This is a genomic window from Isoptericola jiangsuensis, assembly GCF_048320105.1.
GTDB classification, from domain to species: domain Bacteria; phylum Actinomycetota; class Actinomycetes; order Actinomycetales; family Cellulomonadaceae; genus Isoptericola; species Isoptericola jiangsuensis_A.
The window spans coordinates 413,620-439,191 of the sequence record NZ_CP182942.1; the positions used below are offsets into that span (position 1 = coordinate 413,620).

Sequence of the window (25,572 nt, forward strand, 5' to 3'; positions counted from 1 at the left end):
GCACCGACCGGTCGGCGTCGCACCCAGCGGATAGCCTGCTCGGATGGACCCCGTCGCCACCGCCTACCCCGTCGAGTGGGAGGCCGACGTCGTGCTGCGCGACGGCAGCACGATGCACGTGCGTCCCATCCGCCCGGACGACGCCGACGCGCTGCAGCGGTTCCAGGAGGGGCAGTCCGAACGCTCCGCCTACTTCCGGTTCTTCGCCCCCATCCGCCGCCTCACCGACCGCGAGCTGGGCCGGCTGGTCAACGTCGACCACGTCGAGCGGGTCGCCCTCGTGGCGGTGCGGCCCGGCACCGACGCCGACGGCGCCCCGCGCGAGGACATCCTGGGCGTCACCCGGTTCGACGTCATCGCCGACGGCGAGGCGGAGGTCGCGTTCAACATCGCCGACTCCCTGCAGGGCAAGGGGCTGGCGTCGGTCCTGCTGGAGCACGTCGCCGCCGCCGCGCGCGAACGCGGCGTGCGGCGCTTCACCGCCGAGGTGCTCCCGCAGAACTCCTCCATGCTCGGCGTGTTCCGCGACGCCGGCTACTCCCTGTCCCAGCACCTCGACGACGGCGTCGTCACCGTCGGCATCGACCTCGACCCGACGGAGCGCTCCCGGGCCGTCATGGCCGACCGCGAGCACCGGGCCGAGGCACGCTCCATGGCCGCGCTGCTCACGGCGCGGCGGGTCCTGCTCGTCGCACCGGGCGTCGACGACGGCTCGCCGGAGGCGTTGCTGGCCCGCCGCGTGCTCGACGCCGCCGAGACCGACCCGGGGGACACCGAGCTCGTCGTCGTCGACCACCCCGGGGACGTGCCCGGCTCCGTGACGCGGGCGGACGGGTGGGACGACGTCGGCGACGTCGACCTCGCCCTGCTGGCGGTCCGCCCCGACGAGGCCGTGGACCGGGTGCGCCGGCTCGCCGCGACGGGCGCACGCGGCGTCGTCGTGCTCTCCGGGGGGTACGCGGAGTCCGGGCCGCAGGGCGTCGAACGGCGCCGCGACCTGCTGCGCACCGCGCACGCGGCCGGCATGCGCGTCGTCGGACCCGTGTCCTACGGCGTCCTGACCACGACCCCGGGCGCCGCGCTGCGCGCCTCCCTGGCGCAGCGCCCCCCGAGCGCCGGCGTCGTCGGGCTCTTCTGCCAGTCCGCGGCAGCTGCCGTCACCCTCACCGCGACCCTGGAACGTCGCGGGCTGGGAGTGTCCTCCATGGTCTCGGCCGGGCACCGCGCCGACGTGTCCGGCAACGACCTCATGCAGTACTGGCAGGACGACGACACCACCCAGGTGGTCTGCCTGTACCTGGAGTCCATCGGCAACCCGCGCAAGTTCTCGCGGATCGCCCGGCGGCTGTCGTCCGTCAAGCCCGTCGTCGTCGCCACCGCGGGACGCTCCGGCCAGGTCGTCCCGCCCGGGCACTCCGTCCGCGCCACCCGCGCCCCGCGCCGCCTCCTGGAGGAGCTGCTGCGCCAGTCCGGGGTCATCCAGGCGGTCAACACCCACCAGCTCATGGACGTCGCCCAGGTGCTCGCCCACCAGCCCCTGCCCACCGGGAACCGGGTGGGGATCCTCGCGTCCTCCGCGGCGCTCGCGGCCCTGGTGGCCGAGGCCGCCGTCTCCGAGGGGCTGGTGGTCGCCACGTCCAGCGACTACCTGCCGCCGCACGCGTGCGAGGCGGACATCGCCCGCACCGTCGACGCCCTGTACGCGCCGGGGGCGTGCGACGTGGTCGTCGCGGTCGACGTGCCGGTGGTGCAGCCCCGCACGGGCGAGATCGCGCGGGCGGTCGCGTCCGCCGCGGCGCGCACGGGACGCACGACCGTCGTGTCGATGCTCGGCCTGCACGGCATGCCCGACGAGCTCGCCGCCACCGCGCCCGACGGCAGGGCGGTGCGGGTGCCGGCGTTCTCGACGCCGGAGGACGCCGTCGTCGCGCTCGGCAAGGTGGTCGAGCACGCGGCCTCCCGCGCGGAGGAGCGCGGCACCTACGTGGTGCCGGACGGCGTGGACGCGCGTCGGGCGCGTCGCCTCGTCGAGGGCTGGCTGGCCGGCACCGACGCCCTGGACCTCGGGGTCGAGCAGGCGGGCGAGCTGCTGGACTGCTACGGCGTCCGCCTGTGGCCCGCGCGCCGGGTCCGCACGGCCGACGAGGCCGTCGAGGCGGCGGACGACCTCGGCTGGCCGGTGGCGCTCAAGAGCGCGTCGCCGGGGCTGCGGCACCGCAACGACCTCGGGGGAGTGCGGCTCGACGTCGCCGGACCCGAGGACCTGCGCACCGACGTCGCGCGGCTGCAGATGCTGGCCTCGACCCTGCTGGACGAGGCGGACCCGGAGCTGGAGGTGCAGGCCATGGCGCCCGCCGGGGTGGCGTGCGTGGTGCGCTCCGCGGAGGACCCGCTGTTCGGCCCGATGGTGTCCTTCGGGCTCGCGGGAGACGCGGTCGACCTGCTCGACGACGTCGCCCACGGCATCCCGCCGCTGACCGACGTGGACATCTCCGCGCTGGTCAGCACCGTGCGCGCCGCGCCCCGGCTGTACGGGTACGGGGGCACGCCCCCCGCCGACGTCGACGCCCTGGAGGACGTGCTCGCCCGGGTGGCGGTCATGGCCGACGACCTCCCCGAGCTCGCCTCGCTCGAGCTGTACCCCGTGGTGGTCGCCGAGCACGGGGCGTCCGTGCTGCACGTCTCGGCCCGGTTGCGGCCGGCCGGGCGCCGGGCGGACGGGCTGCGTCGCGCGCTGCCGGGCTGAGGCACGCGCGCGGCGACCGTGTTCAGTGGGAGAATGCCCTGGTGCCTTCCGCGACCACACGCAAGAACCTCCGTGACGAGCTCGGTGCCCACGTCTACCGGGCCGGCTACTACCCGGACCTGGTGACCGACGTCCTGGACGTCGCGCTGGCCGACGAGCCGGTGCTGGCACACCTGGTGCAGGCCGAGACGACGTTCGACAGCCAGGTCCGTCGTCACCTGACGGTCCTGGCGCTGACGCCCACCCGCCTGGTGGCCGCGCACGTCGACGACCACGAGGGCGACGCCGCGAACCCGTCGTCGGCCGCCGCGACCAGCGAGGCCGTGCCGATCAGCGAGATCCGGTCCGTCGCGCTCACCCACGTCGTCGCCGAGCCCGCCGAGCACCAGCCCGGGGACAGCGCCGCCGAGCTCACCCTCGCCGTCGGGTGGGGTGCCGTCTCGCGCATCGACCTCGAGCCCGCGCAGTGCCCGGACCCGAGCTGCGACGCCGACCACGGGCTGACGGGGCAGATGACCCCGGACGACGTCGTCGTGCGCGTCAGCAGCGCCGCCGAAGGGCGTGACGCCGTGCTCCGCGCGATGGCGTTCGCCCGCGAGCTGTCCGCCGCCACCGGGTCGGGCGGACGCCCGGGCCGATGACGCAGCCCGCGACCGACCTGCCGCCCGACCTCGTCGTCCCCTCCTACGGCGCCGACTCGATCGCCGCCGTCCTGCCCGCCGTGGCAGGAACGCTCGGACTCGACCTGACCACGTCGACCGGCCTGCGCTCGTCCGACTGCCAGGCCGCGCTCGGCCTGCCGGACGCCCGTCGCGTCGTCGTCGTCCTCGTCGACGGGCTCGGCCTGCACAACCTCACCGAGCGGGGCGGGCACGCGCCGTTCCTGCGCGGCCACCTGCGTGACGCGGCGCACCTGGTGACGAGCTTCCCGTCCACGACCGCCGCGGCGCTGGCCACCTTCGGCACCGGCACCGCGCCGGGCCTGACCGGCATGCTCGGCTACACCCAGCGCAATCCCGCCACCGGGGGCCTTGCCACGCTGGTGTCGTGGACGGAGCAGTCCGACCCCTACCGGACCGGCCAGAAGCTGTCCGGGCCCTTCGGCGTCGAACCGGCCGACCTGCAGCGCGAGGCCACCCTGCTGGAGCAGGTCGGCGCGGCCGTCGACGTCGTGGCGCCCGGCCGGGCGAAGTTCGCCGGCTCCGGCATGACGCGGGCGGCGCTGCGCGGCCCGCGCCACGTCACCGCGGAGAAGGCCGCCGACGCCGTGGACGCCACCCTGCGGGCGCTGCGGGACGACGGCCTGGTCTACCTCTACCTCGGCGACGTCGACAGGGTGGGCCACCAGCACGGCCCCACCTCGTGGCAGTGGGGCGACGCCCTGGAGTCGCTGGACTACGAGATCCGGAGGCTCGCCGCCTCCGCCCCGCAGGGCACCCTCGTGCTCGTCACCGCCGACCACGGCATGGTGACCTCCGAGCCGGCCCACCAGCACGACGTCGCCGAGCGGCCCGAGCTCGCCCAGGACGTCGCGCTGCTCGGCGGGGAGCCGCGCATGACGCACGTGTACGCCACCGACGGCGCGGACGTCGGCGCGCTCGCGGCCCGGTGGGCGGACTCCCTGGGGGACGACGCCGTCGTGGCCACCGCCGACCGGGCGATCGCGGCAGGATGGCTGGGTCCCGTCGCCGAGCACGTGCGGCCCTGGACGGGGGACGTGCTCGTGGCGGCCCGCGGGCACGCCACCGTCGTCGACTCCCGGCTGCACCCGGCCGCGGCGCGGCAGATGCCCGGCGTGCACGGCTCGCTGACCGCCACCGAGATGATCGTCCCGCTGCTCGTCGTGGCCGGCCGTTAGCGTGGGGCGCGACTTCCGGCTCCTGCTCCTGGCGACCCTCGCGATCTTCTCCTGCTTCGCGCCGCTGCTGTCCGTGGTGCCCCTGTGGGCGGCGTCGGGCGGTGCGCAGAACGGAGGGGTGGGCGCCACCACCGGGGCCATGATGGCCGCGACCGTGGCCGTCCAGCTCGCGATGCCGCGCATCCTGCGCGTGCTGAGCCTGCGCCGGGCGTCCGTGGTCGGCGCGCTCCTGCTGGGCGTGCCCACCTGGGCCTATCTCGTGACGCCCGAGGTGGGCTGGGTGCTCGCGGTGTCCGCGGTGCGCGGCGTCGGCTTCGGAATCGTGGTGGTGGCCGGCAGCGCCCTGGTCGCCGAGCTCGTGCCGCCCGAGCGTCGTGGTCGAGGGGTCGGCGCGTACGGCGTCGCCGTCGGGCTGCCGCAGATCGTGCTCCTGCCCGCCGCCGTGGGGGTGGTCGAGCACGTCGGCTTCACGGCCGTGTTCGTGGTGGCGGGGGCGTGCGGCGTCCTGGGCGCCGTGCTGATGGCCCTCACCCGCGGCGCGCAGCCCGTTCCCGTGAGCAGGGACGTCCCGCGGCAGGAGCCGTCCGACGTCGTCACCGTGCGTCTGCGCACCTTCGCCCGTCCCGGCGTCCTGCTGCTGGCGGCGTCGTGCGCGTTCGGCGGTGCGACGGCGTTCGTCCCGCTGGCGCTGGACGCCGGGGTCGCGTCGTGGGTGCTGCTGTCCGTCTCCGCGGCGAGCACGCTCGGCCGGTGGTGGGCCGGGGTCCGGGCCGACAAGGAGGGCGTCGGTGCCCTGCTGCCGCTCAGCGTCGCGGCGTGCGCCGTCGGTGCGGCCGGCATCGCGCTGGCGTCGGGCGCGCTGGCTGGGGCGGCCGTCACGCTGGTCGCGATCGCCTCCGGGGTGCTCTACGGGCTGGGGTTCGGCGCCCTGCAGAACGACACGCTGGTGATCATGTTCCGCGACGCCGGTCCGGAGGGCAGCGGCACCGCGAGCACCGCCTGGAACGTCGGGTACGACGCCGGCACGGGTGTCGGGTCGACCGGTGCCGGGCTCGTCGCCCAGGGCGTGGGTCTCAGTGCGGCGCTCGGCGTCTGCGCCCTGCCCCTGGTCGCCTGCCTGCCCGTGGCGCTCGGCCTGCGGCGCCGGCTGCTCGCCCGGCGCCCCTGACGGCGGGCACGTCTGGAAGGATCAGGGGCATGGCCGAGCTCGTCTTCTTCTCCGGCACCATGGACAGCGGCAAGTCCACGTTGGCCCTGCAGACCGATCACAACCACCGTGCCCGCGGACGCCACGGGCTGATCTTCACGCGCGACGACCGCGCCGGAGTCGCCCGGCTCTCCTCGCGGCTCGGCCTCGAGGTCGACGCCCGCGAGGTGACCGACGTCACCGACTTCTGGGAGGTGATCGCCGCCGAGCGGCGGCGTGGCCGCCTCGTCGACTACCTCGTGTGCGACGAGGCGCAGTTCTACTCCCCGGAGCAGGTGGAGCAGCTCGCGCGGCTCGTCGACGAGACCGAGATCGACGTCTTCGCGTTCGGCATCACCGCGGACTTCCGGACGCGACTGTTCCCCGGGTCCGCCCGCCTCGTGGAGCTCGCGGACCGCGTCGAGGTGCTGCAGGTGCAGGCGCTGTGCTGGTGCGGGGTGCGGGCCACCCACAACGCGCGCACCGTCGACGGCGTGATGGTGGTCGAGGGCGACCAGGTCGTCGTCGGGGACGTCACCTCGGGCGCCGGCCAGGTCGCCTACGAGGTGCTGTGCCGACGTCACCACATGCGGCGGATGACCGCGCACACCGCGCGCCGCCTCGCCCCGTCGTCGGGCACGCTGCTGGACGTGGACACGCCCGCCTGATCACGGGCTCGGGCGCGCCCCGCCGAACACGATCTCGTCCCAGCTCGGCACCTGGGCGCGGCCCTTGCGAGCCCCGCGACGTCCGCCAGGCTTGGCCTGGGCGCGAGCGGGTGCCGGTGCGGGCCGGCCGGCCGCTGCTGTGTCGGCTGCCGTGTCGCCTGCCGTGTCGCCTGCCGTGTCGCCCGAGGGCTCGGGCGGGGCGGACTCCGGCGGGTCGGCCGGCGTCGAGGGCTCCGAGGGCTGTGTCGCCTCTGGCGACCGGCGGTGGCCGGAACTCCTGCCGGTCCCGGCCCGTGCGGGGTCGGCGCGTCCGGTCTCGGTCCGTCCTGTGTCGGTCCGTCCGACGTCGTCGGTGGCCGGCCGGGCTCGCGCCGGAGCCTCCGCCTCCGGTGCTCGTCGCGCCGCGTCCTGCGTGGGACGCGCGGGGCGCTGTGCCGGAGGGCCGGCGTCGGGAGCCCCGGGGCGGGAGGGCTCGGAGCCGGCCGTTTCGACGGCGCTGGCCGCACTGGCCGCGCTGGCGGCGCTGTCGTCCTGCGCCGTGCGGTGGGCGTCACGACGGGCACCGAGGTCGACGACGCTCGCCCCCGGCTCCCCGGACGTGGCGCCGCCGAGGTCGAGCGGCAGCTCGTCCGGCGGCGGCCCGGCGGGCGGACGCGTGCGGTGGGGGCGCTGGCCACGGCGGTCGGCGAGGTCGTCCAGCAGGAGGGCGGTCGCGTCGGCGGCGCTGTCCGGTCGGGGCGCGGGACGGTGCCGCACCGGCGCCTCGGCCGGCACGCCGAGGATCTCGGGGGAGAGCGGGTCGTCCGGCTGGCCCAGCCAGCGGGCCTCGTCGTCGAGGGCCACCACGACACGCCCCCGCGGGTCGTACGACCAGGCGGCCGTCCGCTGCCTCTCGCCCGCGACGAAGCTCACCTCGACGTGCCACGGGGAGGACCCCGCGCGGCGGGCCGTCCAGGTCGCGTCGTCCAGCGGCACGGCGCGCGCGGCGAGGCGCCTGTCGGCGAGCTCGCCGAGCGTGGTGTCCGCGTCGGGCTCGACGCGGTGACCGCGCACCTGGGAGACCACGTGGTCGCGCTCGGCGAGCACGGGCCACTCGTAGCGGCGCACGTGCTCCAGCGGCAGGCCCGACTCGACGGCCAGGTCCTCGGCGGTGGCACCGGCACGCAGGCGTGCCTGCATCTCGCGGGGGCGCAGCGGCGTCTCGGACTGTGCCTGCAGCGCCTCGGTCCGCGGCCGGTCGCGGCGCACGGCGGCCCGCAGCGCCTCGGTGATCGACAGGGTGTGCTCGACGCCGTCCGGGCCGCGCAGGACCAGGCGCTCGGCGTCCTCGTGCAGCGTCACGAGCTCCAGCTCGGCCATGGTTCCTCCTCACGTCGCCCGCCCGCGCGGCGGACCCGCTCGTTCGAGGGTGCCACCCCGCACGGCGTGCGGGACGCAGGGTGGGCCGGTGTGCCGCACATTGCGCCGGGTGCGTCCGGGGCTCTGGTGCCAGGATGGCGCGCATGGACACCCTCGCGGCCGGGACGACGGCACTGGAGCTGGTCGCCGTGTTCGTGTCGGCGGTCTCGGGCGGGCTCGCCGCGGTGCGCAAGAAGTTCGACATGTTCGGCGTGCTCGTCCTGGCGTGGGTGTGCGGGCTCGGCGGCGGCATCCTGCGCGACGTGCTCATCGGGGACACCCCGCCGGTGGGGATCTCGAGCTGGCCGCTCGTCACCGCGGCCGTCGCCGCCGGGCTCGCCGCGTTCGTCCTGCACCCCGGGCTGAGCAGACTGCGACGCAGTGTCATCGTGCTGGACGCCGCTGCGCTCGCCCTGTTCGTGGTGCAGGGCACCACCAAGTCCCTGGAGCTGGGCGCCGGACCGCTCGCGTCGGCCGTGGTCGGCGTGCTCACCGGGATCGGCGGGGGAGTGCTGCGCGACATGCTGGTGGGCGAGGTGCCGCTGATCTTCGCCGACCGTCAGCTGTACGCCGTGCCGGCGATCCTGGGGGCGGTCGCCGCCGTCGTCCTGTGGCAGCTCGGTGTGTGGACGTGGTGGACGGCGGTGATCGTGGCGGTGCTCGTGCTGGGCTTCCGGCTGCTGTCGCTCGCCCAGGGCTGGCTGGTCCCGCACGTCGGTTCTGGATGGACCGGCCGCTGGGGGCGCGAATCGGGCAGGATGGACACGTGAGCAACGCACCGACCCTCCCGTCCGCCGCCGAGATCGCCGACCTGCGCTCCCTTGCCCGCTCCCTCGCCGTCGAAGCAGGTTCCCTCGTGCGTGGCGGTCGCCCCGCGCGCGTGGAGGTCGCCGACACGAAGTCCAGCGCCGTCGACCCGGTCACGGACATGGACCGGGCCTCCGAGGCGCTGCTGCGTCGCCGTCTGGCCACGCGCCGGCCCGCCGACGCCGTGCTCGGCGAGGAGGGGGACCACCGGCCGGGCACCAGCGGGCTCACCTGGGTGGTCGACCCGATCGACGGGACGGTCAACTACCTCTACGGGGTCGCCTCCTACGCGGTGTCGGTGGCCGTGGTCGCCGGCGAGCCCGACCCGGCGCGGTGGACCGTGCTGGCCGGGGCCGTGCACTCGGTCGTCGACGGGCTCACCTGGACGGCGGCGCTCGGTCAGGGCGCCGACCTCGACGGCGAGCCGATCGGCGTGCGCCACGCCGACTCCCTGGCCACCAGCCTGGTGGCCACCGGCTTCGGGTACGCGGCCGCGCGCCGTGCCCAGCAGGCGCAGGTCCTGGCGCACGTCCTGCCGCGGGTGCGCGACATCCGCCGCCTCGGGTCGGCCGCCATCGACCTGTGCCTCGTGGCCGACGGCTCCGTGGACCTGTACTACGAGCGGGGCCTCAACCCGTGGGACGTGGCCGCCGGAGGGCTGGTCGCCGCCGAGGCCGGTGCGGCACTGAGCGGTCTGCGCGGCGAGCCGGCGACGAACCTCATGACCGTGGCGGGCGCACCCGAGCGGCAGCGCGAGCTCGTCGCGCTGCTCGAGTCGGCCGACGCGGACGCCGCCGACCGACCCGCCGGGGCGGCCGTCGCCACCCCCGCCGGGCACCTCGGGCGGAGTCGTCCGACGTTCTGACGGCCTTGTCGGCGCCGGTGTCGAAGTCGTACTGTCTGCGCAGGTCAGGGCGGGTGTGACGGGCGTGACACCGTGTGATGTCGCGAGGCGGGCGCGGATGGTGCACAATCCGTGGGCCGAGAGGGAACAAAACCTGCCCGGACCGCATTATCAGCGCGTACCGATCCCCAGAACACGGAGCGTGACACCACACATGGCCACCGACTACGACGCACCCCGCAAGAACGACGAGGACAACGAGCAGGACTCCATCCAGGAGCTGCAGGCCCGTCGTTCCGACAAGTCGTCGGGGGTCGTCGACGAGGACGAGACCGAGGCCGCCGAAGGCTTCGAGCTCCCCGGCGCCGACCTCTCGGGCGAAGAGCTGGCCGTCCGCGTCCTGCCGCGCCAGGCGGACGAGTTCACCTGCTCGAGCTGCTTCCTCGTCCACCACCGCAGCCAGCTGGCCTACGAGAAGTCCGGTCAGATGATCTGCACGGAGTGCGCGGCCTGAGCCGGGCACGGCGCAGCTCGTCCGCACGCGACACCCAGGCCGTCACGTCCTCGACGTGACGGCCTTCGTCGTCCCCGCCTCGGATCGGGCCTCGCGCCGGCTCAGCGTCCCGCGCCCGCCTCGACGAGGGCGTCGGCGAGCTCGTCGGGACGTCGGGTCGAGACCAACCAGTAGGGCGTCGGGTCGAGCGGGTCGCGCAGGTCGACGCGCAGACCGGTGCGCGCCCAGGTCCGCAGGCACACGTACGCGCGGGCGTCCAGGTCCGGGCCGAGCGCGAGCCGCATCTCCTCGGCGCTGAAGATCGGCGTCACCTGCCCCAGCACCGCCACGGGCACGCGTGCCGCCCCGGCGCGCAGCTCCCCGGAGCGCACCTCCACCAGGGGGGCGGAGGCCATCAGGACCGCCACCGTGACGGCCGCGGCCAGGACTCCCGCGCCGGGGGCGACCAGCGGGGCCAGCGGCAGCAGCAGGATCACCACGAGCACCCCGAAGCCGATCGCGAGGACCCAGGCGCCAGGTCCGGGCAGGAGGCGCTCCCGGAAGGCGGGCGGCACGGGCGCGGCAGCGTCCCGGGGACGGTCGTGCTCGTCGTTCATGGGTACATCATCGCAGCCTGATCGGGTCCGATAGGCTGCCTCGGTGCCTCACGACTCGAGCCTCGCGGCGACCGACCCCAGCACCGTCGACGTGCTCGTCACCCTGCTCGACGACGGCGTCGAGGCGCCGTCGTACGCGCACCCGGGTGACGCGGGCGCCGACCTGACCACGACCGAGGACGTCGAGCTCGGACCGCTGCAGCGCGCCGTCGTGCCGACCGGGGTGGCGATCGCGCTGCCCGAGGGCTTCGCGGCCTTCGTCCACCCGCGGTCCGGCCTCGCCGCCAGGCACGGCGTCACCGTCGTCAACGCGCCCGGCACGATCGACGCGGGGTACCGGGGGGAGATCAAGGTGATCCTCGCCAACACCGACCCCCACGAGACGGTGCGCCTGCGCCGCGGGGACCGTGTCGCCCAGCTCGTGGTGCAGCGGGTCGAGCACGCCCGCTTCCTCGTGGCGAGCACGCTGCCCGGGTCGCACCGCGGGTCCTCGGGGTTCGGATCCAGCGGCGGGTTCACCCAGGGCTGAGCCGACGGTTCGGGACCGCGTGCGAGCGCGGTCTAGGCTGGACACAGGACGGCATGCGCCGCCCCGACCAACGAGACAAGGAGATCCCTGGTGGGTCTGTTCCGGCGCAAGGCGTCGACCGAGGCCACGGAGCCCGTCCCCGCGGACGTGGACACGCCGACCACGCAGGAGGGCGCGAGCCCCCAGGGTGACGGCCCCACGGGGCGAGGCCCCTACGACGCCACGCAGGTGTCGGTGATGGGCCCCCGCGTGGATCTCGGTGCGATCTGGCTGCCCGTCCTGCCCGGCCTCAAGCTCCGCATGGAGATCGACAAGAAGTCGCAGAAGGTCACCGGTGTGGCCGCCTCCCTCAACGGCTCGGTGCTGCAGGTCCAGGCCTTCGCCGCGCCCAAGTCGGAGGGCATCTGGGAGGAGGTGCGCTCGGAGATCGCCTCGTCCCTGACCAAGCAGGGCGGCACCGTCGACGACGTGCCGGGCGTGTTCGGCCGCGAGCTGCTGGCCCGCATCCCGGCGACGACGCCGGAGGGGCAGCCCGCCGTGCGCCCCGCCCGCTTCATCGGCTTCGACGGCCCGCGCTGGTTCCTGCGGGGCGTGCTGTCGGGCCAGGCCGCCGTGGACCCCGAGGCCGCCAAGCCGTTGGAGTCCGTGTTCGCCAACGTCGTCGTCGTGCGGGACAGCAGCCCGCGCCCGCCGCGGGACCTGCTGTCCCTGACCATGCCGCAGCAGGCCCGCAAGGACGGCGCCGGCGCCGGTTCCGAGGCCCCGGAGCAGCCCGCTGACGAACCGACCTTCGACCCGCTCAAGCGCGGGCCCGAGATCACCGAGATCCGCTGATGTCCCTGCGTACCCTCGTCCGCTCGGCCCTGGCGTCCACGGACGACGTGGCCGCCGGCGAGGAGCGGCACGCCGCGGCGACGGTCACGGGCTGCACCGCCCTGGAGGATCTGTGCACCCGGCGCCGGTTCGCCGCCTCGGGCGTGCTCCGCTCGGTCGTGCTGCACCCGAGCCAGGACGTCCCCACGGTCGAGGCCGAGCTCTACGACGGCACCGACACGCTCGACCTCGTCTGGCTCGGACGCCGAGAGATCGCCGGCATCGTGCCCGGACGGCGGCTGCGGGTCGACGGGATGGTCACCGACCGCGGCGGACGCCGCACCATGTACAACCCGCGCTACGAGCTGCGTGCGCGGGCCGGCGAATGACGGACCGACCGAACGACGGGGACCCCGTGAGCAGCGTGCGACGACCTGAGGCCCCGTCCCCGGCGCAGGAGGCGGCCCGGCGCGGCATGCGCGCGGTGACGGGCGACTCCTTCTCCCTGGGTGACGCCGTCGGAGGTGTGCGGGGCGTCGTCGAGACGGTCCTGCCGGGACTGCTCTTCGTCGTCGCGTTCGTCGTCACGACCGACCTGGGGACCGCGCTGGTGGTGTCGGTGGTCGCGGCGCTCGTCGCGGTCGCGGTCCGCCTCGTGCAGCGCACCCCCGTCACGCAGGCGGCCGGCGGGATCCTGGGCATCGTCGTGGGTGTCGTGTGGGCCTGGCGCTCGGACTCCGCGGAGAACTTCTACGCCCCCGGGCTCTGGACGAACGCCGCCTACCTGGTGGCGTTCCTCGTCTCGATTCTGGTGCGCTGGCCACTCGTCGGGCTGTTCGTCGAGGCGTTGCGCGCCGGGTTCGGCGACACGGGCGGGGCGCGGACCGACCGGCCGGCCGATGCCCGGGACGGCGTCGACGGGGCCGAGGACGTCGGCTCCGAAAGAGTCGGTGCGGACGCGGCAGCCGACGGCGACGGCGTCGCCGACGACCCCGACGACCCCGACGACGCCTCGCCCAGCCCGTGGGCAGGTCTGACGGCGTGGCGGTCCGACGCCGGACTCGTGCGGCGCTACACGATCGCGAGCTGGTTCTGGGTCGGCCTGTTCGCCGTCCGTCTCGCGGTCAAGGTGCCCCTCTACCTCAGCGAGGAGGTTGGCTGGCTCGGCACGATGCACCTCGTCCTCGGGGTGCCGCTGTGGGGCCTGGTCCTCTGGCTGACGTGGGTGGTCGTGCGCCCCACGCGGCGGCTCGACGACGTCGTGGAGCCCAGCCGCGCGTAGGGGCTCAGCCCAGCTCGGGTCCGTCGGCCACCAGCTCCTGCAGGGCGGTCGGGTCCGCCTCGCGTCCGGTGACGAACATCAGCTCGTCGCCGGACTCCAGCGCGTCGTCGGCCGTGGGGCTGAACGGGCGCGGGCCGCGGACGACGCACGCCAGCACCGTGTCGGTGGGCCAGGTCACGTCGTTGACGCGCAGGCCCACCAGGGGCGACTCGTCGGGCAGCGTGATCTCGTAGATGTCGGCGCCGGACTGGTGGAACGTGAAGATCCGCACCAGGTCGCCGACGGCGACGGCCTCCTCGACCATCGCGGTCATGATCCGCGGGGTCGAGACGGCGACGTCGACGCCCCAGGACTCGTCGAACATCCACTCGTTGCGCGGGTTGTTCACGCGGGCGACGGTGCGGGGGACCCCGAACTCGGTCTTGGCGAGCAGCGAGAACACGAGGTTGACCTTGTCGTCGCCCGTCGCCCCGACCACCACGTCGGCGGAGGACACGTCCGCGCTGTCCAGGGACGCGGTCTCGCAGGCGTCCGCCAGGAGCCAGTCGGCGTCGGGGACCTGCGCGACGCGCATCGCGGACGGGTTCTTGTCCACCAGGACCACGTCGTGGTCGTTGGCGAGAAGCTCCGCGGCGATGGAGCGCCCGACGGAGCCGGCACCGGCGATGACCACGCGCATCAGTCGTGCACCTCTTCCGGGCCGGGGGCGTGCGTGAGGATCCGCTCGACCCGGGGGCCGTCGTCGGCGTGCATGATCACGTGGAGCACGTCGTTCTCCTGGAGCAGGGTCTCGGGGCCGACGATGGTGCCCTCGGCGTAGCGGGTCAGGAACGCGACCCGGGCGCCCGTGGCCGCCTCGACGCGGCGCACCGACAGCCCGTGCCATCCCGGGTGGTAGTCCACCTCGGCGAGCCGCACCGCCCCGGAGGGGTCGCGGTACTCGTCCGTGGCGCCCAGGGGGAGCATGCGGCGCAGCACCTGGTCGGCCGTCCAGCGGACCGTGGCGACCGTGGGGATGCCCAGGCGCTGGTACACCTCGGCGCGGTGCGGGTCGTAGATCCGCGCCACCACCTGCTCCACCCCGAACGTCTCGCGCGCGACCCGCGCCGCCAGCACGTTGGAGTTGTCACCGTCGGACACGGCGGCGAACCCGAACGTGTCCTCGATGCCGGCCTGCTGCAGCGTCTCGCGGTCGAAGCCCACCCCGGTCACCCGGTGGCCGGAGAAGTCCGGGGGCAGGCGGCGGAACGCGTCGGGGTTCTGGTCGATGACCGCCACGGAGTGGCCGCGGGACTCGATGGTCTGCGCGAGTGTGGAGCCCACGCGGCCGCATCCCATGATGACGAAGTGCACAGCACGAAACGCTATACCCACACCGTGTGGTGCGCCGACCCGCGCGGGAGCGCCCGGCGGGCTTAGGCTTTGTCCTCGTGTCGGACATCGCGGACGCGGCCAAACGGCTGCTGGTAGGGCGCCCGTTGCGCAGCGAGAGCACTGCGCCCCTGGCGCTGCGCAAGCGTGCGGCGCTGCCCGTCTTCGCCTCGGACGCCCTGTCGTCCATCGCGTACGCCCCGGACGAGATCCTGCTGATGCTCGCCGTGGCCGGCGTCGCGGCGACGACGCTCGCTCCGTGGGTCGGCCTCGTGGTCGTCGTGGTGCTGCTCGTCGTCGTGGCCTCCTACCGCCAGATCGTCAAGGCCTACCCGTCGGGCGGCGGCGACTACGAGGTCGCCACGAAGAACCTCGGCTCGAAGGCCGGCACCGGGGTGGCGTCCGCGCTCCTGCTCGACTACGTGCTCACCGTCGCCGTCTCGCTGTCGGCCGGTGCGCAGTACGTGGCGGTGGTGGTGCCCGCGGTGCGCGGGCACGAGCAGTGGGTCGCCGCGGCCCTGGTCGCCGCCCTCACCGTCGTCAACGTGCGCGGCATCCGGGCATCGGCCTGGGTGTTCGTGGTGGTCATCTACTGCTTCGTGGGTGCCGTCGCCGTCCTCGCCGTGACCGGCGCCGTGCAGCACCTCACGGGCAACCTCGACCAGGCGGACAGCGCGGCCCTCGACATCGTCCCCCAGAGCGGGTTCGAGGAGGGGCTGCTCGGGGTCGCCGGCGCGTTCCTGGTGGCGAGGGCCTTCGCCTCCGGCGCGGTGGCGCTGACCGGCGTGGAGTCCATCACCAGCGCGGTGCCCATGTTCCGCTCGCCCCGGCGCCGCAACGCCGCCCTCACCCTGACGCTGCTCGGCGCCGTCTCCGCCGTGATGCTCATGACGATCCTGTTCCTCGCGCAGGCCACCGGGATCCGGTTCGTCGAGGACCCCGCGACCCACCTGGCGCGCGACGGGGTCCCCGTGGGGGAGGACTACCAGCAGCACCCGGTGCTCGCCCAGCTCGCCGAGACGGTGTTCGGCGGCGCCGCCCTGGTCATCTGGATCGTCATCGCCATCACCGCGCTCGTGCTGCTCCTGGCGGCGAACTCGGCGTTCTACCGGTTCCCGGTGCTCGGGTCCATGCTCGCCAAGGACGGCTACCTGCCCCGTCAGCTGCACACCCGCGGCGACCGGATGGCGTTCTCCAACGGCATCGTCACCCTGTCGGTGGCCGCGATCGTGCTCGTCCTCGCGTTCGACGCCGAGGTCACCGCCCTCATCCAGCTCTACATCGTGGGCGTGTTCGTCTCCTTCACCCTGTCCCAGCTCGGGATGCTGCGGCACTGGACGCGCGGCCTGCGCAAGGAGCCGAACCCCAGGCGCCGCTCGCAGATGCGGTGGTCCCGCGTCGTCAACGGCGTCGGCTTCGCCCTCACCGCGGCGGTGCTCGTCATCGTGCTCGCCACCAAGTTCACCCACGGTGCCTGGATCACGCTGGTCGCCATGGGGCTGCTGTTCGCCGTCATGCGCGGCATCCACCGCCACTACGACCGCGTCCGCGACGAGCTCTCCCTCGACGACATCTCCGGGGCGCGGGCGCTGCCCAGCCGCGTGCACGCCGTCGTGCTGGTGTCCCGGCTGCACAAGCCGACCATGCGTGCCCTGGCGTACGCCCGCGCCTCGCGCCCCACCACCCTCGAGGCCGTCACCGTCGGCGTCGACGCCGACGAGATCACCGACCTGCGCGCGCGCTGGGAGGCCCTCGACCTGCCCGTCGTGCTCCGCGTCCTCGACTCGCCCTACCGGGAGATCACCCGCCCGGTCCTGCAGTACGTGCGCTCGCTGCGCACCCAGTCCCCGCGCGACCTCGTGGTGGTCTACATCCCCGAGTACGTCGTCGGGCACTGGTGGGAGCACCTGCTGCACAACCAGTCCGCGCTGCGCCTCAAGGGGCGGCTGCTGTTCACCCCCGGCGTCGTCGTGGCGTCCGTGCCGTGGCAGCTGTCCTCGGCGCGCCAGACCGACCCCGACGGCGTCTGACCGCACCGCTGGTCCGCCCCGGGCCGGCGGCGGGGGAGAATGGTCGGGTGCCCCGTCCTCGCCGCTCCGCCCCGCGCCCCCGTCCCGTCGACCCGAACGTCGGCACCGAGGTCCTGCTCGACGTCGGCCCCGTCGCCCACGGCGGTCACTGCGTCGCCCGCCACGAGGGACGCGTCGTCTTCGTCCGGCACACGCTGCCCGGCGAACGCGTCCGCGCCGTGGTGACCGACGGCGGCAAGAAGTTCTGGCGGGCCGACGCCGTCGAGATCCTCACCGCCTCGCCGGACCGCGTGACCCCCGCCTGGGCGGCCGCCGGGCCCGGCGGCGTCGGCGGCGCCGAGCTCTCCCACGTCGCGCTGCCCGCTCAGCGCCGATGGAAGGCCGGGGTGCTGGCCGAGCAGCTCACCCGCCTCGCCGGTCTCACCCGGGACGTCGCCGTCGAGGCCGCCCCCGGCGACGACGAGCGCGGCGGCCTCGGCTACCGCACGAGGATCGAGCTCGTCGCCGACGCGACCGGCCGTGCCGGCATGCGCACGTTCCGTTCCCACGACGTCGTCGCACTGGACTCGATGCCCCTCGCCACACCGGAGGTGACGGCGCTCGCGGACGCCGAGGACGTCTTCACGCGGACCTGGACGCCCGGTCAGCGCATCGACCTGGTGGCGCCCGCGGGCGGCGGGGAGGCGCTGCTGCTCGTCGACGGCGAGCCGTGGCGCCGCGGCCGGCTCGACACCCGGCCCACCGCTCGCCGCGCGGTGACCGAGAACGTCGACCTGGCCGGCTCGTCCTACCGCTACCGCGTCGCCGGCGACGGTTTCTGGCAGGTCCACCGCCAGGCCCCTCGCGTGCTGGGGGAGGCCGTGCTGGCCGCGGTGGGCGACGTCGGCGGCGGCCGGGTCCTCGACCTGTACTCCGGTGCCGGGCTGTTCACGCTGCCGTTGGCGGACGCCGTCGGGCCGCGGGGCACCGTCGCGGCCGTCGAGAGCGACGAGCGTGCCGTGAAGGACGCGCGGCGCAACGTGCACGACCGGCCCCAGGTCGAGCTCCACCAGGGTGCCGTCGACCGGGTGCTCGGCGAGGGGAGCGCGACGGGCGCGGTGGCGGGCGACGTCGACGTCGTGGTCCTGGACCCGCCCCGGGCCGGCGCCGGGCAGAGCGTGGTGGAGGCCGTGGCGCAGCGCTCGCCGTCGCGCGTGGTCTACGTGGCCTGCGACCCGGCGGCGCTCTCGCGGGACATCGCCTACTTCGCCGAGCTGGGCTACTCCCTGGGCACGCTGCAGGCGTTCGACCTGTTCTGCCACACCCACCACGTCGAGGCCGTCGCCGTCCTGGAGCGCTGAACCGACCCGGGTCACGGCGCCCGGCAGGGTCCTGCGGCGGCCGTCAGACGTCGGTCCGCCGGGTCGCCGAGGCGAAGCCCAGCCAGGTGTGCCGGTTGCGCCACCAGCACCAGCCGACCTTGGCGGCACCGCGGCGCCCGGCGCCGTCGCGGCCCGTGCCCCGGGAGATCCACAACGCGGGCGTGCGGGCGTCGAAGGTGCCGTCGGGCTTGCGGGGGCGTGAGCCGATCGTCATGAAGCAGTGCCCCGGCTGCAGGACGTCCGGTGCCTGCAGGACCCACTGCATCCCTTCGACGAGGGTCAGCGGGCTGCGGCCCGCGACGGCCAGGGCCGACTCCGCCTCGTCCGGGGACGCGTTCGTCAGGTGGTCGCCGCGGTCGAGGTCGGCGACGGCGTAGACGTCCGCCGCGGGCAGGTGGACGTGCGACGGGACCTCGAGCCGGTCGACGTCGGTGAAGTCCTCCACGACGAACCCTCGTCGCTCGACCTCGCCACCGCGGGTGCGCACGGTGCGGACCAGGTGACCGGCCAGGGTCGACGGCGGCAGGTGCCGCGGGTGCACGACGAGCAGCGAGCCCGGCGGAGCGTTCTGCGCCAGCCGGACGGCGGCCGACCGCAGGGCGTCCGGGGCGGGGGCCGCGGCGTCGGTCAGGAGGCCGAGGTGGAGGAGACGGTCGGCCTGGACGGTGAGGTCGGGCAGGGTCGGCAGGTCGCGGGGCACGACGGCGGGCACGTCGGGGGGCACGGGGTCTCCGTTCTCGGGCGGTGACCGGTCAACGACGCACGTCGGACGGGTGTTCCCGGGTGAGGCGCGCCTAAGTATCTTGACGTCAAGATATATGGGTTATGCTGGGTCCTGCCCGGTGACGAGTGCGTACGCCGGGCGCAGCCCCGCACAAGACGGCGACGGAACCGCTGCGAGCAGCAGCCCAGGTGCCCGCGCCGGACAGCCCCCCGAAGAAGGAGCCGCAGTGAGCAGCGTGGACACGTTCGGATCGAAGGGAACCCTGGACGTCGGAGGGAACTCCTACGAGATCTTCCGACTCTCGGCGGTCGAGGGGCTCGAGCGCCTCCCGTACTCGCTGAAGATCCTCGCGGAGAACCTGCTGCGTACCGAGGACGGCGCGAACATCACCGCCGACCACGTGCGCGCCATCGCGTCGTGGGACCCGGACGCCCAGCCCGACACCGAGATCCAGTTCACGCCTGCCCGCGTGATCATGCAGGACTTCACCGGCGTGCCCTGCGTCGTGGACCTGGCCACCATGCGCGAGGCCGTCGCCGAGCTCGGCGGCGACCCGACCCGCATCAACCCGCTCGCTCCCGCCGAGATGGTCATCGACCACTCCGTGCAGATCGACGTCGCCGGCCGCGCCGACGCCTTCGAGCGCAACGTCGAGATCGAGTACGAGCGCAACCACGAGCGCTACCAGTTCCTGCGCTGGGGCCAGACCGCGTTCGACGACTTCAAGGTCGTCCCGCCGGGCACCGGCATCGTGCACCAGGTCAACATCGAGTACCTGGCGCGCACCGTCATGACCCGCACCGTGAGCACGGCCGACGGGGACGTCCTTCGCGCGTACCCCGACACCTGCGTCGGCACCGACTCGCACACCACGATGGTCAACGGCCTGGGTGTGCTGGGCTGGGGCGTCGGCGGCATCGAGGCCGAGGCGGCCATGCTGGGCCAGCCCGTCTCGATGCTGATCCCGCGCGTGGTCGGCTTCAAGCTGAACGGCTCGATCCCGGCCGGCGTCACCGCGACCGACGTCGTGCTGACGATCACGCAGATGCTGCGCCAGCACGGGGTGGTCGGCAAGTTCGTCGAGTTCTACGGCGAGGGCGTCGGCCAGGTGCCGCTGGCCAACCGCGCCACGATCGGCAACATGTCGCCGGAGTTCGGCTCCACGGCGGCGATCTTCCCGATCGACGGCGTGACGCTGGACTACCTGCGCCTGACCGGCCGTTCCGAGGACCAGCTCGCTCTCGTCGAGGCGTACGCCAAGGAGCAGGGCCTCTGGCTCGACCCGTCGTCCGACTCCTACGTCGAGCCGGTCTTCTCGGAGTACCTCGAGCTGGACCTGTCGACCGTGGTGCCCTCCATCGCCGGCCCGAAGCGCCCGCAGGACCGCATCGAGCTCTCGCACGCGAAGAGCGCGTTCGCCCGCGACCTGCCCAACTACGCCTCGGACGTGATCGACGCCGTCGACGAGGCCGAGAAGGAGTCCTTCCCGGCGTCTGACTCGCCGTCGACGCACGCCCACGTGCGCAACACGGTGCCGGTCACCGACTCCGAGGGCAAGGAGTTCGAGCTGTTCCACGGTGCCGTCGCGATCGCCTCGATCACGAGCTGCACCAACACCTCGAACCCGTCGGTGATGCTCGCCGCCGCGCTGCTCGCCAAGAACGCCGTCGAGAAGGGCCTCACGTCCAAGCCGTGGGTCAAGACCTCGATGGCCCCGGGCTCGCAGGTCGTGACGAACTACTACGAGAAGTCCGGCATGTGGCCGTACCTGGAGAAGCTCGGCTTCCACCTGGTGGGCTACGGCTGCGCCACCTGCATCGGCAACTCCGGTCCGCTCGACGAGAAGATCTCCGAGGCGGTCCAGGCGAACGACCTCGCCGTCGTCTCGGTGCTGTCGGGCAACCGCAACTTCGAGGGTCGGATCAACCCGGACGTCAAGATGAACTACCTGGCGTCCCCGCCGCTGGTCATCGCCTACGCCCTCGCCGGCACCATGGAGTTCGACTTCGAGCACGACCCGCTGGGCCGCGACCAGGACGGTCAGCCGATCTTCCTGCGCGACATCTGGCCGGCGCCGGAGGAGGTCCAGGCGACGATCGACTCCTCGATCGACCGCAAGATGTTCGAGTCGGACTACGCCGACGTCTTCGCCGGTGACGACCGCTGGCGGGCGCTGGAGACGCCCGAGGGCAACACCTTCGAGTGGGACGGCGAGTCGACCTACGTGCGCAAGCCCCCGTACTTCGAGGGGATGGCGGCCGAGCCGTCGCCCGTCACCGACATCGCGGGTGCCCGCGTGCTCGCCAAGCTCGGCGACTCGGTCACGACCGACCACATCTCGCCCGCGGGCGCCATCAAGGCGGACAGCCCGGCCGGCAAGTACCTGGCCGAGAACGGCGTCTCGCGTCGCGACTTCAACTCCTACGGATCGCGCCGCGGCAACCACGAGGTCATGATCCGCGGCACCTTCGCGAACATCCGCCTGAAGAACCAGCTCCTCGACGGCGTCGAGGGCGGCTTCACGTACAACTTCGTCAAGGACGCCCAGGACACGATCTACGACGCCGCGCAGGACTACGCCGCTCAGGGCACCCCGCTGGTGGTGCTCGGCGGCAAGGAGTACGGCTCCGGCTCGTCGCGCGACTGGGCCGCCAAGGGTACGGCGCTGCTGGGCGTCAAGGCCGTCATCACCGAGTCGTTCGAGCGGATCCACCGCTCCAACCTCATCGGCATGGGCGTCCTGCCGCTGCAGTTCCCGGTCGGCGAGTCGGTCGAGTCCCTGGGTCTGGACGGCACGGAGACCTTCGACATCTCCGGTATCACCGCGCTCAACGACGGCGAGACGCCGCGCACCGTCGCGGTGAAGGCCACCAAGGCGGACGGCTCCGTCGTCGAGTTCGACGCCGTGGTGCGCATCGACACCCCGGGCGAGGCGGACTACTACCGCAACGGCGGCATCCTGCAGTACGTGCTGCGCTCGCTGGTCGACTGACCTGACCGGCAGCACCCGACGACGGCGCCCCGTCGCTCCCGCACCCGGGAGCGGCGGGGCGCCGTCTTCGGGTCACGCGAAGGCGAACAGCGGTCCGAACGCGACGACCACGAACGCCGCCCACACGGCGTATACCGGCAGGTACGTCGTCTGCCACCGCTCCAGCGCCCGGAAGCCGCGCCGGTGGCGGCAGAACCCCAGCAGGAGCCAGCCGGTGCGGACCAGGTGGACGAGCAGCAGCAGGTTGAGGCCCAGCGCCGCGACCTTGTTGGGGCTCGCGCCGAACTCCGCGATGCGGGTCAGCATCGCGGTCAGGGCGAGGGCGTCCACCGCCAGCGCGGCACAGACCAGGACGAGCTGCAGGGCGTCGAAGAGCCCCGGGCGCGTCAGCGGGTCGCGCGCCGAGATCGAGTAGAGCAGCAGGGCAAGGACGAGGACGAGCACGGCGTCCAGCAGGATGAGCAGCTCGCGGTCCACCGTCGTGAGGCCGCCCGAGGCGACCAGCACGCCGAACGACACGACGAGCATCACGGTGGTCAACGGGGTGAACACCTTGGTCAGCACGGGGGCGATGTTCTCCACGACCTCCTGCTTGGCCTCCACGAGCCACGCGGCGACCAGGAACGCACCCGGGACGCAGAACGGCATGATCCAGCCCTCCATGGCCGGCTCGAGGTCGACGTCGACGACGCTCAGCAGCCCGAACGTCAGGGCGATCAGCACGCCGCCGCCGAGCGCGAGCAGCGCGAAGTAGATCGCGAGCTCGCCCGTGAACCGCACGAAGTCCATGCGGCGGTCCGCGGACCGCCAGAGGCCGCCGGCGTAGGCCACCCCGACGACGGCCCAGACCACGACCGGGGCGTGCACGACGGCCAGCAGCATCGTCGATCCGCCATCGTCAAAGGGGTAGAGGTTGACGACGGCGCAGCAGGCGGCGAGGACGGCGGCCAGCGTGACGACGACCCCGGGTGCCGGTCGACGCTTCCACACGAGGTACCCGAGCAGGAACGGCAGCACGAGGAAGGCGACGTTGGCCACGAAGGTGACGTCGGCGAGCGTCTCGGCGGCGATCTTGACCGCCGTCCCGGCGCCGACGGCCAGGGCCAGGACGACGCCGAGCTCGCGGGTACGGGTGCCCGGTCCGTCGATCGGCTCCTCGGGCACGAGGACGAGCTGCTTCCAGAGGCGTTCGGAGTGGGCCTGGGCGAACTCGTGGGAGACGGCGTCGAGGCGGCCCATCCGCTTGACCGCGACGAGGAAGGCCTCGTCGTCGTCCAGCCCGGCGTCCTGCAGGTCGGCGATCCGCTCGCGCAGGTGGTCGGTCATCTCGTCGACGTCGGCGGGAGCGATGGCGCGGTGGCGACGCACGTAGTCCTGCCATCGCTCTACCTGGGTCTCCAGGGCGGTGGGCTCGTCCATCAGGCGGTCCCCGCTGCCGGTGCGCCGGCCGCCGGGCCGGTGGCGGCGTCCGCCACGGACTCCCAGGCGCGGCCGAGGGCGGCCGAGACGATCTCCCACTGTGCCTGGCGGGCGAAGAGAGCCTCGCGACCCGCGGCGGTGATGGCGTAGTGCTTGCGGCGTCGTCCGGTCTCCGCGCGCCCCCAGGACGCCTCGACGAGGCCGTTGCGCTCGAGCCGGTGCAGCAGGGGGTACAGCATGCCGTCGGTCCACTCCATGTGGCCGCCGGACAGCTCGGCGACGCGTTTGGCGATCGCGTACCCGTAGGACTCGCCGTCGGCCAGGATGCCGAGGACGAGCGGTGTCGCCGAGGCGGCGACGAGGTCCTTGTCGATGTGCACGGTTCCTCCATCCCTAGATCTACGAGGTATTAAACCCTCGCAGATCTAGGGATGGCAACCCGCGGCGCTACGGAGCCGGAGGTGGGGTGGTCGGGTGGCGGCATCCCGCCGACGCGTCGGAACCTGGACGGCGGCCAGGAAGGCCTGGACGTCGGCCGGAACCTCGCAGCGGACGTCGCCCGGCAGGCCGTCCGGCTGGTCGACGCCTCCAGGCTCGTTCATGCACCCCGGTGTGGGGCGTCAGGCGTCGCCGAGCACCTGCTCCAGGGCCTGTCGTCCCATGTCCAGCACCCAGGCGTGCTCGGGGCCGGACGTGAGCATCGACGTCGACATGGACACCGCCCACCCTCGCGCGCGCACCCACACCGGATCCTCGGCGGGGTACCGTTCCGCCAGCCGATCGCGGAACGTGGCACGACCCACGGCGTCGAACGTCAACCACGCCGTCGCGAGGTCGGTCGCCGGGTCGCCTGCGGTGAGGTCGCCGAAGTCCGCGACCGCGACCAGCCCGACGTCGCCCCGCCCGACGTCGTCCGGCACCTCCTCGGTCACCACGAGGTTGCCCGGGTGCAGATCACCGTGCAGCCATCGTGGCGGTCCGTCCCAGGGGGGTGCGGCGACCACGCGGTCCCAGAGGGCCTCCACGGCGGTGGCCTCGGGCACGACGCCGGAGGCCAGACGGTCGCGGACCGCCGCGTCGCGCGTGGCGAGCGGGACGCCGCGCACCGGGTTGACCGGGAAGCCCGCCGGTGCGGGCGTGTGGAGCGCGCGCAGGACGCCGGCCAGCGGGGAAGCCAGGGCTCGTCGCCGCGCGAGCGGCACGTCCGCGGCGCGCACGCCGTCGAACCAGGGCACCACCGACCACGACCACGGGTACCCGAGCGCAGGGCTCGGGACACCGACGCGCACGGGCACCGGGACGGCCACGGGCAGGCCCGGTGCGAGCTGAGGCAGCCAGCGCTGCTCGTGCTCGACCAGGGGCGCGGCGAGCGCCCGGCGGGGCACGCGCACGACCAGGTCGTCGCCGAGCCGCGCCATGACGTTGTCCCAGCCCTGGGCGACCACGCGCAGGGGGAGCCCGGCGAGATCAGGATGCTGCTCGGCGAGCAGCGCCCGCACGAGCGCGACGTCGATCTCGATCTCTGCTGCGGCCATCAGGCCATTCTCACCGACGGCGGGCTCATTCGTCCTCGCCGTCCTCGTCCTCGCCCTCGCCCTCGCCCTCGCCGAGGGGCTCGTCGGGCGTGCCCGGACGGAGGGCGAGAAAGAGGTTCGTCGCTCGGGGACACCAGTGCCGGCCGCCGACAGACGTCAGGGCTCGATCTCCACCTCGTGTCCGCGGTCCCAGGGCTCGGTCCAGCCCAGGTGGTCGAACAGCGCGTCGAGGATGCCGGCGGTGAACCCCCAGACGAGGTGGCGGTTGTCGCCGTCGTCGACCTCGAACCCGGGCCCCCGCCACACCTGGCCGCCCCGGCGCAGCACGGTGGTGACGCGCCGGGCCGGGTCGAGGAGGTCCGCCACGGGTGCCCGGAACACGTGCGCGGACTCGGCCGGGTCCACCACGCCCACGGGGGACTGGCGTCGCCACCAGGCCAGCACGGGTGTGACGACGTGGTTGCTCACCGGCATCGGCAGCTCGGCCAGGGTGCCGAGCACCTCGACGCCGCCGGCGTCCACGCCTGTCTCCTCGGTGGCCTCGCGCAGCGCGCACGTGATGGTGTCCTCGCCCGGCTCGGCGCGGCCGCCCGGGAAGGCGACCTGGCCGGCGTGCGAGCGCAGGGTGGCGGCGCGGGTCAGCAGCAGCACGTCGAGGTCGGCGGAGACGGCCTCCGCCTGAGCGTCGTGGTCGGACGGCAGCCCGTCCAGGACGCCGAACAGCACCAGTACCGCGGCGGGGCGTGCGACCGCCGGGTCCAGCACGCCGCGGGCGTGACGCCACGGGTCGGCGAAGCCGCCGTCGTGCGCCAGTGCGCGCAGCTGTTCCCGGGCCGAGTCCATCACCACGGCAGGCTACCCGCCGACCATGCCCTGATGACGGTCGAGCATGCCCTGAC

Annotated in this window: 24 protein-coding genes; 15 read left to right on the top strand and 9 right to left on the bottom strand. The window is 74.0% G+C overall.

The window, feature by feature from the left end; all coding sequences use genetic code 11:
* Positions 1 to 43 precede the first annotated feature (43 nt).
* The 5 genes from ACNHYB_RS01910 to ACNHYB_RS01930 are packed head-to-tail and all read left to right on the top strand — an operon-like array spanning position 44 to position 6,458.
* Positions 44 to 2,746, top strand: a complete 2,703-nt coding sequence (locus ACNHYB_RS01910) for a GNAT family N-acetyltransferase (protein WP_418276687.1) — start codon at positions 44 to 46, stop codon at positions 2,744 to 2,746.
* 41 nt (positions 2,747 to 2,787) lie between these two features.
* Entirely contained in the window at positions 2,788 to 3,387 is a 600-nt protein-coding gene (locus tag ACNHYB_RS01915; RefSeq protein WP_418276688.1) for a DUF5998 family protein, read from the top strand.
* Positions 3,384 to 4,604 carry an alkaline phosphatase family protein gene (locus tag ACNHYB_RS01920; RefSeq protein WP_418276689.1) on the top strand — a complete coding sequence of 407 codons (1,221 nt, stop codon included), beginning with the start codon at positions 3,384 to 3,386 and terminating at the stop codon, positions 4,602 to 4,604. Before ACNHYB_RS01915 ends, ACNHYB_RS01920 begins: the two co-directional genes overlap by 4 nt.
* A gap of 1 nt (position 4,605) precedes the next feature.
* A complete protein-coding gene (locus ACNHYB_RS01925) occupies positions 4,606 to 5,772 on the top strand; it encodes an MFS transporter (protein WP_418276690.1) in 1,167 nt (388 codons plus the stop codon).
* Positions 5,773 to 5,801: 29 nt separating this feature from the next.
* Positions 5,802 to 6,458 (top strand): thymidine kinase, encoded by a 657-nt coding sequence (locus ACNHYB_RS01930; protein ID WP_418276691.1) that lies wholly within the window; start codon positions 5,802 to 5,804, stop codon positions 6,456 to 6,458.
* Here ACNHYB_RS01930 and sepH read toward each other — a convergent pair whose 3' ends face one another.
* Positions 6,459 to 7,817, bottom strand: a complete 1,359-nt coding sequence (sepH, locus tag ACNHYB_RS01935) for a septation protein SepH (RefSeq protein WP_418276692.1) — start codon at positions 7,815 to 7,817, stop codon at positions 6,459 to 6,461.
* A 143-nt stretch (positions 7,818 to 7,960) separates the two neighbouring features.
* Between sepH and ACNHYB_RS01940 the strand changes: the two genes are divergently transcribed.
* The 3 genes from ACNHYB_RS01940 to ACNHYB_RS01950 all read left to right on the top strand — a co-directional run bounded on the left by ACNHYB_RS01940 (position 7,961) and on the right by ACNHYB_RS01950 (position 10,021).
* The gene (locus tag ACNHYB_RS01940; protein ID WP_418276693.1) at positions 7,961 to 8,626 is read left to right on the top strand and encodes a trimeric intracellular cation channel family protein; all 666 of its coding nucleotides are present in this window, start codon (positions 7,961 to 7,963) and stop codon (positions 8,624 to 8,626) included.
* A complete protein-coding gene (locus ACNHYB_RS01945; protein WP_418276694.1) occupies positions 8,581 to 9,528 on the top strand; it encodes an inositol monophosphatase family protein in 948 nt (315 codons plus the stop codon). Before ACNHYB_RS01940 ends, ACNHYB_RS01945 begins: the two co-directional genes overlap by 46 nt.
* Positions 9,529 to 9,721: 193 nt before the next feature.
* Complete coding sequence (locus tag ACNHYB_RS01950) at positions 9,722 to 10,021, top strand: DUF4193 domain-containing protein (RefSeq protein WP_418276695.1); 300 nt, start codon at positions 9,722 to 9,724, stop codon at positions 10,019 to 10,021.
* 101 nt (positions 10,022 to 10,122) lie between these two features.
* Here ACNHYB_RS01950 and ACNHYB_RS01955 read toward each other — a convergent pair whose 3' ends face one another.
* On the bottom strand, positions 10,123 to 10,617 hold the full coding sequence (locus ACNHYB_RS01955; protein WP_418276696.1) for a DUF3093 domain-containing protein: 495 nt from the start codon (positions 10,615 to 10,617) through the stop codon (positions 10,123 to 10,125).
* Positions 10,618 to 10,660: 43 nt separating this feature from the next.
* Between ACNHYB_RS01955 and dut the strand changes: the two genes are divergently transcribed.
* The 4 genes from dut (at position 10,661) to ACNHYB_RS01975 (ending at position 13,241) form a co-directional block, all read left to right on the top strand.
* A complete protein-coding gene (gene dut, locus ACNHYB_RS01960) occupies positions 10,661 to 11,146 on the top strand; it encodes a dUTP diphosphatase (protein ID WP_418276697.1) in 486 nt (161 codons plus the stop codon).
* A 90-nt stretch (positions 11,147 to 11,236) separates the two neighbouring features.
* Entirely contained in the window at positions 11,237 to 11,980 is a 744-nt protein-coding gene (locus ACNHYB_RS01965; RefSeq protein ID WP_418276698.1) for a DUF3710 domain-containing protein, read from the top strand.
* Entirely contained in the window at positions 11,980 to 12,348 is a 369-nt protein-coding gene (locus ACNHYB_RS01970; protein WP_418276699.1) for an OB-fold nucleic acid binding domain-containing protein, read from the top strand. The genes ACNHYB_RS01965 and ACNHYB_RS01970 overlap by 1 nt, the downstream gene beginning before the upstream one ends.
* A 35-nt stretch (positions 12,349 to 12,383) precedes the next feature.
* Complete coding sequence (locus tag ACNHYB_RS01975) at positions 12,384 to 13,241, top strand: DUF3159 domain-containing protein (RefSeq protein WP_418276700.1); 858 nt, start codon at positions 12,384 to 12,386, stop codon at positions 13,239 to 13,241.
* Positions 13,242 to 13,245: 4 nt separating this feature from the next.
* On the opposite strand, the gene ACNHYB_RS01980 is transcribed toward ACNHYB_RS01975, so the two are convergent.
* Both ACNHYB_RS01980 and ACNHYB_RS01985 read right to left on the bottom strand, forming a co-directional pair.
* A complete protein-coding gene (locus ACNHYB_RS01980; RefSeq protein ID WP_418276701.1) occupies positions 13,246 to 13,920 on the bottom strand; it encodes a potassium channel family protein in 675 nt (224 codons plus the stop codon).
* The gene (locus ACNHYB_RS01985) at positions 13,920 to 14,579 is read right to left on the bottom strand and encodes a potassium channel family protein (RefSeq protein ID WP_418277968.1); all 660 of its coding nucleotides are present in this window, start codon (positions 14,577 to 14,579) and stop codon (positions 13,920 to 13,922) included. The genes ACNHYB_RS01980 and ACNHYB_RS01985 overlap by 1 nt, the downstream gene beginning before the upstream one ends.
* Positions 14,580 to 14,671: 92 nt before the next feature.
* On the opposite strand from ACNHYB_RS01985, the gene ACNHYB_RS01990 reads away from it, so the two are divergent.
* On the top strand, positions 14,672 to 16,642 hold the full coding sequence (locus tag ACNHYB_RS01990; protein WP_418276702.1) for an APC family permease: 1,971 nt from the start codon (positions 14,672 to 14,674) through the stop codon (positions 16,640 to 16,642).
* A gap of 47 nt (positions 16,643 to 16,689) precedes the next feature.
* Positions 16,690 to 17,982, top strand: a complete 1,293-nt coding sequence (locus ACNHYB_RS01995) for a class I SAM-dependent RNA methyltransferase (protein WP_418276703.1) — start codon at positions 16,690 to 16,692, stop codon at positions 17,980 to 17,982.
* A gap of 43 nt (positions 17,983 to 18,025) precedes the next feature.
* On the opposite strand, the gene ACNHYB_RS02000 is transcribed toward ACNHYB_RS01995, so the two are convergent.
* A complete protein-coding gene (locus ACNHYB_RS02000; RefSeq protein WP_418276704.1) occupies positions 18,026 to 18,727 on the bottom strand; it encodes a DUF5701 family protein in 702 nt (233 codons plus the stop codon).
* A 226-nt stretch (positions 18,728 to 18,953) separates the two neighbouring features.
* Here ACNHYB_RS02000 and acnA point away from each other — a divergent pair, with 226 nt between their 5' ends.
* Complete coding sequence (acnA, locus tag ACNHYB_RS02005; RefSeq protein WP_418276705.1) at positions 18,954 to 21,719, top strand: aconitate hydratase AcnA; 2,766 nt, start codon at positions 18,954 to 18,956, stop codon at positions 21,717 to 21,719.
* 72 nt (positions 21,720 to 21,791) lie between these two features.
* On the opposite strand, the gene ACNHYB_RS02010 is transcribed toward acnA, so the two are convergent.
* From ACNHYB_RS02010 to ACNHYB_RS02025, 4 genes are all read right to left on the bottom strand, one after another.
* Entirely contained in the window at positions 21,792 to 23,138 is a 1,347-nt protein-coding gene (locus ACNHYB_RS02010) for a permease prefix domain 1-containing protein (RefSeq protein ID WP_418276706.1), read from the bottom strand.
* Positions 23,138 to 23,518, bottom strand: a complete 381-nt coding sequence (locus ACNHYB_RS02015) for a PadR family transcriptional regulator (RefSeq protein ID WP_418276707.1) — start codon at positions 23,516 to 23,518, stop codon at positions 23,138 to 23,140. Before ACNHYB_RS02015 ends, ACNHYB_RS02010 begins: the two co-directional genes overlap by 1 nt.
* 240 nt (positions 23,519 to 23,758) lie before the next feature.
* Entirely contained in the window at positions 23,759 to 24,673 is a 915-nt protein-coding gene (locus ACNHYB_RS02020) for an aminoglycoside phosphotransferase family protein (protein ID WP_418276708.1), read from the bottom strand.
* Between the two features lie 156 nt (positions 24,674 to 24,829).
* A complete protein-coding gene (locus ACNHYB_RS02025; protein ID WP_418277969.1) occupies positions 24,830 to 25,516 on the bottom strand; it encodes an NUDIX hydrolase in 687 nt (228 codons plus the stop codon).
* Positions 25,517 to 25,572 lie beyond the last annotated feature (56 nt).

Excerpts from the sequence above, each read along its gene's own strand:
- ACNHYB_RS01955 (WP_418276696.1), bottom strand. The coding sequence starts at position 10,617 with ATGAACGACGAGCACGACCGTCCCCGGGACGCTGCCGCGCCCGTGCCG.
- ACNHYB_RS02010 (WP_418276706.1), bottom strand. The coding sequence starts at position 23,138 with ATGGACGAGCCCACCGCCCTGGAGACCCAGGTAGAGCGATGGCAGGAC.
- ACNHYB_RS01910 (WP_418276687.1), top strand. The coding sequence starts at position 44 with ATGGACCCCGTCGCCACCGCCTACCCCGTCGAGTGGGAGGCCGACGTC.
- ACNHYB_RS01970 (WP_418276699.1), top strand. The coding sequence starts at position 11,980 with ATGTCCCTGCGTACCCTCGTCCGCTCGGCCCTGGCGTCCACGGACGAC.
- sepH (WP_418276692.1), bottom strand. The coding sequence starts at position 7,817 with ATGGCCGAGCTGGAGCTCGTGACGCTGCACGAGGACGCCGAGCGCCTG.
- ACNHYB_RS01985 (WP_418277968.1), bottom strand. The coding sequence starts at position 14,579 with ATGGGATGCGGCCGCGTGGGCTCCACACTCGCGCAGACCATCGAGTCC.
- ACNHYB_RS01980 (WP_418276701.1), bottom strand. The coding sequence starts at position 13,920 with ATGCGCGTGGTCATCGCCGGTGCCGGCTCCGTCGGGCGCTCCATCGCC.
- ACNHYB_RS01920 (WP_418276689.1), top strand. The coding sequence starts at position 3,384 with ATGACGCAGCCCGCGACCGACCTGCCGCCCGACCTCGTCGTCCCCTCC.
- ACNHYB_RS01940 (WP_418276693.1), top strand. The coding sequence starts at position 7,961 with ATGGACACCCTCGCGGCCGGGACGACGGCACTGGAGCTGGTCGCCGTG.
- ACNHYB_RS01945 (WP_418276694.1), top strand. The coding sequence starts at position 8,581 with ATGGACCGGCCGCTGGGGGCGCGAATCGGGCAGGATGGACACGTGAGC.
- ACNHYB_RS01950 (WP_418276695.1), top strand. The coding sequence starts at position 9,722 with ATGGCCACCGACTACGACGCACCCCGCAAGAACGACGAGGACAACGAG.
- ACNHYB_RS02025 (WP_418277969.1), bottom strand. The coding sequence starts at position 25,516 with ATGGACTCGGCCCGGGAACAGCTGCGCGCACTGGCGCACGACGGCGGC.
- ACNHYB_RS02020 (WP_418276708.1), bottom strand. The coding sequence starts at position 24,673 with ATGGCCGCAGCAGAGATCGAGATCGACGTCGCGCTCGTGCGGGCGCTG.
- ACNHYB_RS01930 (WP_418276691.1), top strand. The coding sequence starts at position 5,802 with ATGGCCGAGCTCGTCTTCTTCTCCGGCACCATGGACAGCGGCAAGTCC.